15 protein-coding genes are annotated in these 13,645 nt (G+C 37.3%); 6 read left to right on the top strand and 9 right to left on the bottom strand.

Annotated features, from left to right (window positions below):
• Positions 1-50: 50 nt before the first annotated feature.
• Together MR041_RS08420 and MR041_RS08415 are read right to left on the bottom strand one after the other, a co-directional pair.
• A complete protein-coding gene (locus tag MR041_RS08420) occupies positions 51-650 on the bottom strand; it encodes a trimeric intracellular cation channel family protein (protein WP_242093169.1) in 600 nt (199 codons plus the stop codon).
• 156 nt (positions 651-806) lie between these two features.
• The gene (locus tag MR041_RS08415) at positions 807-1,289 is read right to left on the bottom strand and encodes a Dps family protein (RefSeq protein WP_242093168.1); all 483 of its coding nucleotides are present in this window, start codon (positions 1,287-1,289) and stop codon (positions 807-809) included.
• A 104-nt stretch (positions 1,290-1,393) separates the two neighbouring features.
• On the opposite strand from MR041_RS08415, the gene MR041_RS08410 reads away from it, so the two are divergent.
• Positions 1,394-2,347 carry a LysR family transcriptional regulator gene (locus MR041_RS08410; protein WP_242093167.1) on the top strand — a complete coding sequence of 318 codons (954 nt, stop codon included), beginning with the start codon at positions 1,394-1,396 and terminating at the stop codon, positions 2,345-2,347.
• Between the two features lie 15 nt (positions 2,348-2,362).
• Here MR041_RS08410 and MR041_RS08405 read toward each other — a convergent pair whose 3' ends face one another.
• The 3 genes from MR041_RS08405 to MR041_RS08395 form a co-directional block, all read right to left on the bottom strand.
• Positions 2,363-2,560 (bottom strand): hypothetical protein, encoded by a 198-nt coding sequence (locus MR041_RS08405; protein WP_242093166.1) that lies wholly within the window; start codon positions 2,558-2,560, stop codon positions 2,363-2,365.
• 124 nt (positions 2,561-2,684) lie between these two features.
• Positions 2,685-3,485, bottom strand: coding sequence for a TIGR00266 family protein (locus MR041_RS08400; protein WP_242093165.1), 801 nt, complete (start codon positions 3,483-3,485; stop codon positions 2,685-2,687).
• Positions 3,486-3,629: 144 nt separating this feature from the next.
• Positions 3,630-4,085, bottom strand: a complete 456-nt coding sequence (locus MR041_RS08395) for a DUF4442 domain-containing protein (protein ID WP_242093164.1) — start codon at positions 4,083-4,085, stop codon at positions 3,630-3,632.
• Between the two features lie 145 nt (positions 4,086-4,230).
• On the opposite strand from MR041_RS08395, the gene MR041_RS08390 reads away from it, so the two are divergent.
• The 5 genes from MR041_RS08390 (at position 4,231) to MR041_RS08370 (ending at position 8,368) form a co-directional block, all read left to right on the top strand.
• Positions 4,231-4,677 carry a DUF4870 domain-containing protein gene (locus MR041_RS08390; RefSeq protein WP_242093163.1) on the top strand — a complete coding sequence of 149 codons (447 nt, stop codon included), beginning with the start codon at positions 4,231-4,233 and terminating at the stop codon, positions 4,675-4,677.
• An 81-nt stretch (positions 4,678-4,758) separates the two neighbouring features.
• Positions 4,759-5,100: a PadR family transcriptional regulator gene (locus MR041_RS08385; protein WP_242093162.1), complete on the top strand. Its 342-nt coding sequence runs from the start codon at positions 4,759-4,761 to the stop codon at positions 5,098-5,100.
• Positions 5,097-6,926 carry a PspC domain-containing protein gene (locus MR041_RS08380; protein WP_242093161.1) on the top strand — a complete coding sequence of 610 codons (1,830 nt, stop codon included), beginning with the start codon at positions 5,097-5,099 and terminating at the stop codon, positions 6,924-6,926. Before MR041_RS08385 ends, MR041_RS08380 begins: the two co-directional genes overlap by 4 nt.
• A 106-nt stretch (positions 6,927-7,032) precedes the next feature.
• Positions 7,033-7,761, top strand: coding sequence for a head GIN domain-containing protein (locus MR041_RS08375; RefSeq protein ID WP_242093160.1), 729 nt, complete (start codon positions 7,033-7,035; stop codon positions 7,759-7,761).
• A 238-nt stretch (positions 7,762-7,999) separates the two neighbouring features.
• Positions 8,000-8,368: a sulfite exporter TauE/SafE family protein gene (locus MR041_RS08370; protein ID WP_242093159.1), complete on the top strand. Its 369-nt coding sequence runs from the start codon at positions 8,000-8,002 to the stop codon at positions 8,366-8,368.
• 45 nt (positions 8,369-8,413) lie between these two features.
• Here MR041_RS08370 and moeB read toward each other — a convergent pair whose 3' ends face one another.
• The 4 genes from moeB to MR041_RS08350 form a co-directional block, all read right to left on the bottom strand.
• Positions 8,414-9,589: a molybdopterin-synthase adenylyltransferase MoeB gene (gene moeB, locus MR041_RS08365; protein WP_242093158.1), complete on the bottom strand. Its 1,176-nt coding sequence runs from the start codon at positions 9,587-9,589 to the stop codon at positions 8,414-8,416.
• A gap of 533 nt (positions 9,590-10,122) precedes the next feature.
• Entirely contained in the window at positions 10,123-10,497 is a 375-nt protein-coding gene (locus MR041_RS08360) for a GerW family sporulation protein (RefSeq protein ID WP_242093157.1), read from the bottom strand.
• Between the two features lie 10 nt (positions 10,498-10,507).
• Positions 10,508-11,008 (bottom strand): hypothetical protein, encoded by a 501-nt coding sequence (locus MR041_RS08355; RefSeq protein WP_242093156.1) that lies wholly within the window; start codon positions 11,006-11,008, stop codon positions 10,508-10,510.
• Positions 11,009-11,194: 186 nt separating this feature from the next.
• Positions 11,195-13,348 (bottom strand): right-handed parallel beta-helix repeat-containing protein, encoded by a 2,154-nt coding sequence (locus tag MR041_RS08350; protein ID WP_242093155.1) that lies wholly within the window; start codon positions 13,346-13,348, stop codon positions 11,195-11,197.
• Positions 13,349-13,645: the final 297 nt, after the last annotated feature.

The following is a 13,645-nucleotide window of genomic DNA, read 5'->3' as shown; positions in this document are numbered from 1 at the left end:
GAAGTTCAAATGGGATAAACGATTAGGGAGAAATGATCGGAATTTAAACCTTACTTATAAATGGTCGGTAAGGCAATTTTAAATTTCACAGCCAGTAATCTCACTACAATCACCACAATTCCGGAAATTACAAATACGAAATTGTTTTCAATGGGTAGCTCACTTAAAAGAAAGTAGATGAGACCCCCTAAAATGCAAGCTGTCGCATAGATTTCTTTTCTAAATATAACAGGAATTTCATTGCACAAAATATCCCTTATAACACCTCCAAAACTTGCGGTCATCGTTCCGAGGGCGATACAGATAATGGGATGCAATTCTGCATGCATGCCCTTCTCAATTCCAACCACGGTGTACAACCCAATACCAATAGTATCGAATAAGAACAAAGAAGTTCTTAAATAATTAATCTTCCTTCGAAAAATTATGGCAAATACCGCTGAAGCCAAAATCACATAGGTAAATGTCATATCCTGCATCCAACTCACCGGGGTGGAACCAATAAGTAAATCCCTTAAAGTCCCCCCTCCTACTGCTGTTACAAAGGCAATGATAAATATCCCAAAAAGATCCATCTTCTTGTTGATGGCCACGAGAACGCCAGATATGGCAAAGGCAATGGTCCCTAAAATATCAATAAGATAAAACATGGATAACTGAAAGGGTATTAATTATTCTGATTCAAATGTAATATATAATTCTAATTAATTGCTTTTTCCCTATAGCAATCGAGCGAAGTGATTTCCTTATAAAAAAAATGCCCGTTAAAATGAATTAACGGGCATCCAAACTAACAATTAACCAAACTAAACAGTTTCGCCTAACCAGGCCTTCATCATCCAAACCGTTTTTTCTTGTTCTTTAATAAAGTCGCTCATCATGGCATTTGTTCCTTCATCATCCATTTGGTCTGACTTCCACAGTATACCACGTTCAATCTTTAACAATTCAGTAAGAGAATGTACAATTAACCTCACGGCTTTCTCATCCTCTGAAATATTCTTTCCAACGGGAACCTGAGCGTTTTTCGAATAGTCCTCGAAGGTATGCAATGGCACTTCTCCAAGCGTAAGAATACGCTCTGCAATGCTATCAACCTTCAAGTTTGCATCATTGTATAATTCTTCAAATTTAACATGCAATTCAAAAAAACGTTTTCCTTTGACGTTCCAATGGATTCCTCTTAAATTTTGATAATAAATTTGAAAATTAGCCAGCAGATAATTTAAATCATGTGCTAATTCATTTATTTTGGTGGCATCTAAGCCAATACTATTTAATGTTAACATAACTTCTTATTTTTTGGTTCACTACAAATTTAATTTATAATAAGTGTATATTTTAATAAATTTTATTGATAGTTTTTATATTTTTATAATCTAAATCAATCTCAATGACCATCACCCAATTATATTACGTTTTAGCCGTTGCCGAAAACCAAAATTTTACAAAGGCTGCGGAAAAGTGTTTCGTTACGCAACCCACATTAAGCATGCAAATTCAGAAGCTTGAGGACCAATTGGATGTTCAAATATTCGATCGTAGTAAAAAACCGATCGAGCTGACAGAGGTTGGTAAAAAAATAGTAACTCAGGCAAGGAATATCGTAAATGAATCTTACCGTATACAAGATATTGTAGACCAGCAAAAAGGGTTTATTGGGGGTGAATTCAAATTGGGCATGATTCCGACAATAATGCCCACCTTGTTACCCATGTTTTTAAAAAGTTTCATTAAGAAACATCCTAAAGTAAAATTAAAGATCGAGGAACTCACCACTGAAGATATAATCCAAAAGCTAAAAGAAGGGCATTTGGATGCTGCCATTGCGGCTACACCCCTGGAAGAGGACGATATTAAAGAACGGGTGCTATATTTCGAACCTTTTGTAAGTTACATTCCTAAAAATCATCGACTTCACCAAAATAAAAAAATTAATATTGAGGATCTGGACTTGAATGACATGCTTTTACTGGAAGACGGCCATTGTTTTAGAGATGGTGTCATCAACCTATGTAAGGTTTTCAAGGATAATACAGAAGATAAATTTCAGCTTGAAAGTGGGAGTTTCGAAACCTTGGTAAAGCTATCAAATGAAGGACTGGGCATGACCCTTCTACCCTATTTACACACCCTGGATATTAATGAAAAGGACAAAGAAAACATTCACTATTTTAATGAACCAACACCGGCGAGGGAAGTTAGCCTCATATATCATAAGAGTGAATTAAAAATGCAAATTATTGAAGCATTGCAAGATGTAATATCAGGTATTATACGCGGTGCAATTGCCTTCCAAAACGTTCAGATTATTAGCCCGTTATCCAAAAACAAAAAAGCGACCTAAAGGCCGCTTTTCAAATTATGGTTTTAAATAGATTAAACATTGATTTAATTCTGGGTTTTGCTGAATTAGAGATTGAATGAACTTCTTCAGCTCTTCAATTTCGTAGGGCAGTAATCGTGTTAAAGCCTTTTGAACCTCTTTGCAAAACAACGTAACATCAAAACTAACTTTGTGGAGTACAGTTTTGGTATACTCAAGCATTGCTCTTGCCATAATTAATATTAAGATTTTGGTTTGAAAAGGTAAAAGTAGACTATAGGCTGCAAGATTTAAAATTTAACGTCTAAATTTAACAAAAAATTGCTTAGGGACCTATAAATTTAAATTTTTTAACACCTTAAAATCTATTGTCTCCATCCAATAGATCTCCCAAACCGCCTAAAATACTGCCCTCTCCTTTGTCCTTACCTCCACCTTTTGGAGCCGAAGCCAATACGCGTCCTGCCAATCGGCTAAATGGTAAAGACTGAATATAGACCTCTCCAGGACCTTGTAATTTTGCAAAAAACAGACCTTCACCTCCAAAAATAGTATTCTTAATACCCCCAACGAACTCTATGTCATAATCAATATTCTGTGTAAACCCAACGATACATCCTGTATCTACGCGTAAAATTTCATTAGGCTGTAAACGCTTTTTTGCCATTGTTCCTCCGGCATGAACAAATGCCATACCGTCACCTTCCAGTTTTTGCATTATGAATCCTTCTCCCCCAAAAAGACCACGGCCAAGACGCTTGGAAAATTCAATACCTATACTTACCCCTTTTGCCGCACAAAGGATAGCATCTTTTTGGCAAATAAATTTACCTCCGTATTCGGTAAGGTCTATTGGAATTATTTTACCGGGATACGGAGAGGCAAACGACACATTGCGCTTACCTGAAAGCACATTATAGAAGGCTGTCATAAACAGACTTTCCCCTGTTAGGATGCGTTTACCTGCGCCTAATATTTTACCCAAAAATCCGGAATCCTTTTGAGAACCGTCTCCAAAAATGGTTTCCATCTTAATCCCATCATCCATCATCAGAAAACTGCCAGATTCGGCAATAACTCCTTCTTGTGGGTCCAGTTCAATTTCCACGTACTGCATTTCTTCCCCGTAGATTCTATAATCAATTTCGTGTGCTGTCATATTTTGTTTTTTTGATTTACTAGTTTGTTGATATGTTTTGGTTTTTGTTACACCTTTTTAAAAATTTAAGGAAGGTTGATAAAATTTATAACGGTGTCGTTTTTCGACTGATAAAGAAAACCCGGGAATCAGTAGGAACTAATTTTAATTTTTAACTTTTATACTCCACTCAAATTGAAATCTGGACACCTCCAATCCTTCTTTATTAACGCCAAGGGACGTCATCCAAACGGTTTGCCCTTCCCCGGTCTTTACAGCTTTCTCTAAAACCGCATCCAGTAAACCCCCGTCATTACATGTAAATGTTATTCTTCCCGTTGCTTTTTTAGTAAATGATGCCTTATTGGATGTCACTAACATGGACATCCTTTTTCCGCTTTCTCGTATTTTAAGTGTCACTAATGCCCCTGTAGAAAATTCAGCGGCCATTCCCTGAACAGCCCAAAACATGGACCTAAAAGGATTTTGATTGATCCATCGGTATTTTACCGTTACCACACTTTTAAACGGATCGATATATTTTTGCCGAACACCGCATAAATAAGCCGAAGGTAATCGAAACAGCATGAACAGATTGAGTTTTCTAGGTGTTATCTTCATTAATTGATGGTTTAAAGCCAGACTAATTTAAAGATATAATTCTATTCTTATTTGTTAAATATATGTTAAATTTTAGTACTTTGTATTGCATAATACCTTCTTTTAGATATATATTTGCATAAGAAACTATTATATGTTTTAAATCATGTTAGACAATCATCAAAAAAATATCGCTACATTAATTCACTTATCTACTTTTAGTAGGTTCATCATTCCCTTTGGAAATTTTATAGGGCCGCTCATTTTATGGGTAACGAACAAGGACAAATCAGACTTCATTGATCATCATGGCAAACAAGCATTAAATTTCCAAATTAGCATTTTACTCTATGCTATTATCATTGGTTCCATAACCATTCCTCTTTTTATTTTTAAAATTCTGGGAGGTTTGGATTTTATGGAGTTTAATGGATTTCATGATTTTCATATCAATATTGGTAAACCTTCACCCCTCTTATATATTGGAGGTGGCTTAGGAGCCCTCATGATCCTTGTCTTTATTATTGAATTGGCACTTATCATCCGGGCAAGTCTGAAAGCACGCAACGGGGAATTATACAACTATCCATTGACTATAAATTTTTTAAAATGAATCATTAATATATCATCAATCAATCAATCAATCAATCAATCAAAAAATGAACAGTTTCACCTTATTAAAACGCTTTAGAACATGAAGATAGAAAACACAAAAGCACAAATGCGCAAAGGGGTACTGGAATTCTGCATACTCTCAGTTCTAAAAGATGAGGACGCTTATGTAGCAGAAATTTTAGATACGCTTAAAGACGCTAAGTTGCTTGTGGTAGAGGGAACCATTTACCCACTACTAACGCGACTTAAAAACGCAGGACTCTTGAATTACAGATGGGAAGAATCAACATCTGGACCTCCGAGAAAATATTATGGGTTAACCGAAACAGGTAAACTTTTTTTGAAAGAACTCAACACAACCTGGGGTGAACTTCAAAATGCAGTAAACATAGTAACACGACAAAAAACAACAAAAAAATGAATAAAACAGTCAACATAAATTTAGCAGGTATATTTTTTCATATCGATGAAGATGCCTATTTAAAACTTCAACGCTATCTTGAGGCTATAAAACGTTCATTTACTGATTCTCAAGGCCGCTCCGAAATAATTGCAGACATTGAATCGCGAATTGCTGAACTTTTTAGTGAGCGCGTGCAACACGACAAGCAGGTTATCAGGCTAAAAGAGGTAGATGAAATCATTGCCATCATGGGACAACCTGAAGATTACCTGGTTGATGATGAAATCTTTGAGGATGATCCTAAAACATCATATAGAAGATCTTCTTCCCCAACCAAAAAATTGTACCGTGATATGGATAATTCCTATATAGGTGGTGTTTCAGCCGGCTTGGGTCATTATTTAGGTATTGATGCCCTTTGGATCCGATTGCTTTGGATTTTACTTTCAATTGGTTCAGGAGGTACGTTTATATTTATTTATATCCTGTTCTGGGTGCTCGTCCCCGAAGCTAAAACCACGGCTGAAAAGCTAATGATGACGGGAGAGCCTGTTAACATTAGTAATATAGAAAAAAAAATCAAGGACGGTTTTGACAATGTAACTGATACCGTTACCGATGTGGCAAAAAATGTTAAAGATTCGGTTTCTGAAGCCGCCAAAAATGTATCTGACGTTGCCAAAAATGTCGATGTAAAAAAACAGGCGAGCTCTATAAAATCATCTTCACGAACCTTTTTTGATACGCTGGGAGAAGTTATATTATTTTTCTTTAAAGTATTTGCCAAGTTCATTGGTATACTTTTGATGATAATCGGAGCCTCCACCTTAATTGGACTGATTATAGGATTGTTCTCAATTGGCGTGGCTGATATTATCCATATCCCTGGTTTAGATATTGTAGATATCGTTAATGCCGGAGAAACACCTGTATGGCTCATTTCACTTCTCACCTTTTTTGCTGTAGGAATACCATTCTTTTTCTTGTTCTATTTAGGCTTGAAAATTTTAATTAACAATTTAAAATCTATTGGAAACATTGCCAAATTTACATTGTTAGGTGTATGGTTAATCTCTGTAATCGGTTTAGTTGTTGCCGGTATTCGTCAGGCAAGTGAGCATGCATTCGATGAGTCGGTATTAGAAAAGAAGGAAGTCAACATTAAAGCAACGGATACACTGTATGTGAAAATGCTTACTAATGACTTTTACAATACCTCTAATTTTAGGCACAGTCATGGGTTTAGAATCGGTCAGAATGAAAATGGTGAAAAAACGATTTATTCATCAGATGTTACCTTAATTGTAAGATCTACGACAGATTCCATTGGAAAACTAATAATTGACAAAAATGCAGATGGCAGAAGTTATGAAAAGGCCAGGGAGCGTGCTAAAAATATCAATTATACCTATACCATTGACGAGGACGAAATTTATCTGGGATCCTTTTTAACAACCGATCCCAAAAATAAATTTAGCGATCAAGAAGTAACCGTCGTTCTTTATTTACCGGAGGGCACAATAGTTAATTTTAGTAAGAGCACAAAATCAGTACTGCATTTCAGCAGATATAACAACACAATTGTAACTTCGAGAGATGTTGATCAGTATTTGAAAATTCTTGATAGCGATATTGAGTGCTTAGATTGCCCTGAAGAGACATTCGATGTCGATGTCGATATTAACGATGACAACTCCAGCTTAAAGATAAATGACGAGGGCGTAGAAGTAAAAGTAGATAGTTCTTCGCTCTCCATAAAACGTAATGCCATTAAAGGCAGTACAGAATCTGTAAAAGTCGACCTGGATAGTGATGGGCTTTCAGTGAAATCGGTAGACGAATGACAATTCATCATAATAATTCGACAACTCGGTATTAACAATTATCAAAATAAAAATATTCTTAAGATTTTTACTTAAAATTTAATCATCAATCAAAAAACAACTCGTTATGACAACACTTATTAAAATCATTGTATCTACCTTAACTGGAGTAACACTTTTTTCCTGTAATTTCGATATGAACTTCGGAATGGGTGTTCGGGGTAACGGCGACGTCGTCATGAAAGAACGCATAGTACATGAAAATTTCACTACCATAAAAGCCACAGAGGGTTTAGATGTTTATCTGACGCAAGGCACAGATGAAAGCATTGTCATTGAAGCCGATGAAAACCTCCATGATCTTATTTTAACCGATATAGAGGATGGTGTTTTAAAAATTCACACTAAGGAAAACATTGGCTACAGCAAGGCTAAAAAAGTTTTGGTGAGCTTCAGGGATATTTCCCAAATTATTTCCACAAGCGGAAGTGATGTGTATTCAACAAACACGATTAATGCAGACAATTTAAATTTGAGGTCGACCAGTGGAAGTGATATGAAATTGGATGTAAACACCTCTACACTGCATTGTGAAGCGACTAGTGGAAGCGATTTAAAGTTGTCCGGAAAAACCAATACTTTAATAGCAGAAGCTACTAGTGGAAGTGATATTAAAGCAGGTGAATTGTTTGCAGAGTCCAGTGAGGTAAAAGCCACGAGCGGTGCAGATATCACTATAAATACCTCCAAACAGCTTACTGCAAGGGCATCCAGTGGTGGTGATATCAATTATTATGGAAATCCGGAGCGCGTGGATAAAAAAGACAGTTCTTCAGGAAGCATAAGAAAGAAATAAGTCACTTCAATAAACCAATCAAATGACAACCAAAAAAGGTCTTCAAATTACTGAAGACCTTTTTTTATCGCCTATACCCGGATGATTTCCTAAAAATCTAAAATAAGAGAAGCACAACTGGGTTTCCTATGCAATGCTTAACGATATCCGGACTCTGTTTCCTAAGTTAGCACAGCATAGTCCGAATAAAAAAGCACTATATTTATTGGGTCAATTATCACATAAAATGAAAATCAAAATGACTTTTTCAACGCTTATTATTTTAGTCCTTATTGGGGTCTTAACTGGTATTTTTAGTGGATTACTTGGTGTAGGCGGCGGCCTGATCATGGTTCCAATGTTTGTCTATTTTTTGGGGTTCTCACAACATCATGCTCAAGGTATGAGTCTCGCGGTTATGCTTCCTCCGGTTACATTTCTTGCGGTTTTCAATTATCACAGAGCCGGAGCCATAGATTGGAAAATGGCACTTATGGTATCCTTATTGTTTATCTTGGGAGGCTATTTTGGCTCTAAAATGGCACTTAGGATAGATCAGGCCTCACTAAAAAAACTATTTGGAGTCATCTTACTGATTGCCGGAATCAAAATGATGATGGGAAAATAAAAGAGAAAATACATTTAATCTCAAGACCCCGAAGAAGACACTTTTCTAATACCTTTCTAAGGTATGGTCTATTTCCAGAGCATATCTGTCGATACCTCCAAGTAAAAATCGCACCTCATTGAACCCTTTCCCAATCAGATAGTTGACCACTTTTTTACTTCGACCGCTATGATGACAAAGGACCACGATCGTTTTATTTTTCGGCAACCTGTCCAAGTGATTCGAGATTTGCTCAGATGGAATCAAAATGGAACCCTTTATACTGGCAATCTCATATTCGTAAGGCTCTCGAACATCTAAAAGAAAGAGGTCTTTATCGTTTAAGATCTTGGACAGTTCGTTTGGTTCAATTTTCCAACTGTTCTGTTCAATCGGGTTAGGGGTATCTGTAATTTCGGACTTTTCATTGTTAACTCCACAAAAGACGTCATAGTCTATAAGCTCTTTTATAGTTGGATGATCTCCGCAAAGGGCACAGTTTGGATCTTTAGGCAACTTAATTTCGGAAAAGGCCATGTCTAAAGCATTGTATAACAGAAGCCGACCGATTAAAGCATTGCCTTTATTCAGGATTAGTTTCACTACTTCCGTAGCCTGTATGGTTCCCATGATACCGGGTAAAACACCAAGTATCCCCGCTTCGGCGCAGGTGGGCACAGTTCCAGGTTCTGGTGGGCTGGGGTATATACAACGGTAACACGGTCCTTCCTTGGTTGCAAATACACTGGCCTGCCCTTCAAACTTATACACCGAGGCAAACACATTGGGTATCCCTAATAATACGCAGGCATCATTAACCAAATAACGTGTTTGAAAATTATCGGTGCCATCGGCTACCAGGTCGTAATGTTTCAGGATCTCAAGGGCGTTGTCTGAAGTCAGGCGCTCATTGTGTAACACAACATTAACCTCGGGATTAATAGCGTTGAGCGTTTGTTTTGCGGATTCAATTTTAAGCTGCCCCTTATCAGACGTTCTATGAATGATTTGTCGTTGCAGATTCGAATGATCTACGACATCAAAATCTACCAATCCCAAAGTACCAATACCCGAAGCTGCCAAATACATAGCCAAAGGAGACCCTAGTCCTCCTAGACCCACAACGAGAACAGAAGCACTTTTGAGCTTCTGCTGTCCTTCTATTCCAACTTCAGAAAGCAGAATATGCCTGGAATACCGTTTTAATTCTTCTTTAGTCAACATGAGAGTTGCAACTGTCAAAAATCATCTTATTATCTCTTCTTTCCCTTCTTAGGAGAATAGAATTGTGATTGTCCCGATAAAATTAATGTTTTTAAAAGACTATTGTTTAATTATTTTTATAAGGCTATCAAGCCATGCTGATCCCTTTTAGATATTGTAGGCAAGGGATAACAAAATTGTCCTGTGAATTTTGAAAATTCACAGGACAATTTGAAAAATTCACAGGACAATTTCGCAAGCCGATGCTTATGAAATAATAAAAAGAAAAGTAGGGGGTGGAAAAGAGCTGCCCATACCTACAAAATGATGTCGTTGAAGCCTCTAAAATCCAACCGTATATTTTACAGCCAATTCAATTCTCTGTAAAAAAATAGAATCCTTTTTTAACTGTTTTGCCCTAGATTCTTAATATCCTTTTGAAGGTTATTATCTCAACCAATGGATTGAAATAAATAAAACACAAAGAAACTCTTTTACCAATGAATACCATTTAAGAACTGAATATAAGCGTATGAAACCCCCATATTCAGTTCCTATATAATCTCATATTCTCAGGAGGTTACAGGTTCCTTAGATCTTTTATCGACAATTCTTTCAATCAAATCAGGTACTTTCTCAAAAGCAGCTGATAAGCCATGAATCTTGCCTGCCTCAATAAAAGAAATCTGATCCTCTTTTGTCACTAAGAACCCAATTGGTTCTATACCAACTCCAGCTCCTGCACCGGCTCCCTGACCTTTTCGCGCATTGGTTTTGGCCTCTACGCCCTCGCCGCCACCTGAACCAAATCCCATACCTACTTTAATTACAGGAACACATTTAAATTTTCCTAATTCGAATTGTTCGCCAACAACGGTTTCCGTTTTAGCTTCTGTTTTTATAAAGTCAGTGATCTGACCTAATAATTCCTCAAAATGTAAATCCATAATATCATATTTAAAAGTTAATAAATGATTTAATAATATCTAATGGTCTATTTCTTAGCACGAGAACCAACTGATTCCGTCCTTGAAAATTAATATTGCAATTCGCTCCGTTATATTTTACAAGCGCAAAAACAGGATACAATTTAGCATTCAATATGCAGTTTCCTGTATCGATATCTAAATAGAACCGTCTTATTCTGAATGATTTGATGAGTCTTAAAGCCGTTTTAAAATGCATTCGCTTTTTTGATTTCGATTCCTTTTTCTTATTTTCAGAATGTCCTTTTTTTCGCTTCTTCCTCCGTAAAGGATAGACGTAAAAGTTGAAAAATAAAACCGCCAGGCGCACCCTGAATATTTCAGCCTTATCTTCCTCGAAACTGGCTCTTACCAATCCATGAATCCTTATGTAGTATTGTTTTGAAACTGAATCAATACATGCGGTTACAGGGATGAATAGCAGCAGCAAAAGAAGTAAGAAGAATAACACTATGATACTAAAAAGTGCCATGCAAAAATTTTGTCTGAAAGTATTTCTACTCGCACAATCTCACAATGATATCGCTCAACTTTGAGAAAAAAAGATAACCGGTTTATTGCCCAAGGTAGTTATTAGAAGCGGTCGGTCAGCACCCTGTTTTAACCAGCATATAGAGATTCCAGTATGAAACCTGTCTTTTGCAACAATTGTCTCATTTTAGTGACTATTCATATTTAGCTCCACATCCGTATCAAATGCCTTCCTAATGTCCTCGGACAATCGAGCCTTCTCTATCCACGAATCTTCCCCGTAAACACCCGCAGGTGAATAATCAAAAGGTTTAAAACCAATTCGCCTTATGCTTTTCTTACTTTTAAAATTGAAATTATAATTTTCGGAATCCATAAAATAGGGGTCAGCAATAATGCTGTGAATATCATGCCCCGTTTTCCTCCATTCATTGAAGGTTTTACCGTTAAAATCATACGGCCCCCCGTTGGTATTCCAATAGAGGTTTTTATCCATCCGAATGTTTATCTTTTCCCAAGCACCTTTGAGGACTACCCCTTCATCAAAAACCATAATATTGTTTGTGAAATCGAATGAGCGGTGATCTTCTACCCGCGTACATTGCGCCTGGTACAGCTTTGCAAAGGCAAAAATGTTATTTCTTATAAAGTTATTTTTCCCGTAATGTTGGTGAAAACCACCGGTTTTGGTATTGTAGACCAGGTTATTTTCCATAATTATATCTGAAGAACCTTCATCGGTATACAGGCCCCATCCTCCATAGGAATACGCGTGCACATGATGCACCACGTTATTACTGATAACGGTTCCTTCGGATTTACCAAGGGTATAGACGGCAGCCATATCGCTTAGCAATGTCCAACCAATATGATGGATATTATTATAGGTTATGGTATTTCTCTTCGCGTTGCTATCGTCATATCCCCATATCCATCCGACTGAAATCCCGGAATAATAAAAGTTTCCAATATCGTTATGTGAAATTACATTATCCGAACTGTGTCCCATCCATACGCCAACAGCAGAAGGAAATTCCCGTCCGCCCGTTTGGATTATATTATTATGTAGACGGATGTGAGATGTATGTGCTGCGCCTTTTTGAGGTGAAACACCGCCGAGATAAATTCCTCCCCCGCCCAGGTCGTTCAGATAACAGTGCTCCACCACGCTATTACTGCAGCCTTTTCCAAACCAGATAGCATGCTGACCAGTATGAGATATTTCAATATCGGAAAAGTTAATGTTTCTCGATCCTTCAAGCATCACTGCAGCATTGAGTAATGCAGCTGCCTGATTCGGCTCGGAACCCGATCGCGGAATTCTGTAATGACAATGAGAAAAGGTGATCCCTTCAAAACGAATATGTTCCACAAAACTATTTGCATCGGCATCCCCTCTCATCATAATAATATGCTCTAAAACCGGGGCTATCACCTCCGAATTTTCAGGTGTTTGACCAGGTCCTGGGACATAGAATAATGTCCCTTCGGGATCAAGATACCACTCTTCTGCATGATCAAGGGCCGCAGCAAAGTTTTCGAATACAATTCGCGTACCTTTGACTAAGGGATTCCAGGGTTTCATCCCTTTACCGGAACTAAACACCGTTGCACTGTCTTTATCGATTTTATCAATATGACGTAAGGTAAAATCCCATTTATGGTAAGCTCTGAAGCGTATGTTTTGCAGATCTTTAGCCTCCGCTTCCCTAAGCGGGGCAAAGTTTTCCTGATCAAAGGACAATATCTGTAAAGCGCTGTCTGCCACGCGCCCGGAGCCTCTTTCCCATATATGTTGCTTTACTCCGCTAATGTTCAAAAATCCATTGTTAGGCGTACGGGCGATAACCGCGCGTTTGCCATTTACATACAACTGGTCGAAGCGCCATCCATAATATCGGGACTCAGGGATTTCGGCAACCCAAATTCCTTTATCATTGACTTTAAACCCGGTGATCCTTTTCCCTCCGCTAAAAACGGGTCGTGTACCTGTTTCAGCTTTATAGGTTATCGGTGAATTTATGGTTCCTCCGTCTTCCGGAAATAATTCCAATGGTTGTGTCATCTCATATTCTCCAGCTCCAATGATGACTGTTATTGGTCCGGTCTCTCCATTTTCCTTTCTGTACGCCCTTATTGCGTCCCGCGCCCCGTTCAAAGAAGCCAGGGGCTTCTCCTTTGTTCCTTGAGCACTATCATTCCCCGTGGTAGACACATAAAAATTAGTATGTTTTACTTGCTTTTCTTTTTTAGATTGCGCCGTTGAAGTTACTACCGCACCGAATAGTACAATTACCATAAACAGGTAAACGACCTCCAGATTACAAAAGTTGGTCTTCATTGCTTATTAAAAAGATGTTTAAACTATTTATGAGTCGGATGATCCGATTTTAAAGATCCTATTAAACCCTTATTGCAAATAAAGCTTCGCTTTATTTAAAAATAAAAGCTCCAGTTAAAATAAGAGGATTTTAATAATCCTGTTAAACCATTGTTGCAAATAAAGCTTCGCTTTATTTAAAAATAAAAGCTCCAGTTTTCTTAAGAAAGTAAACTTTCTACGAAAACCAAAGCTTTTATTTAGTCGGGATGACAGGATTTGAACCAAATTTTCTTTATTTCTTTAAATTTTCTCTAT

The sequence above is a fragment of the Aestuariivivens sediminicola genome (assembly GCF_022662015.1).
GTDB lineage: Bacteria > Bacteroidota > Bacteroidia > Flavobacteriales > Flavobacteriaceae > Aestuariivivens > Aestuariivivens sediminicola.
This window is presented reverse-complemented; position numbering and strand designations above follow the sequence as displayed.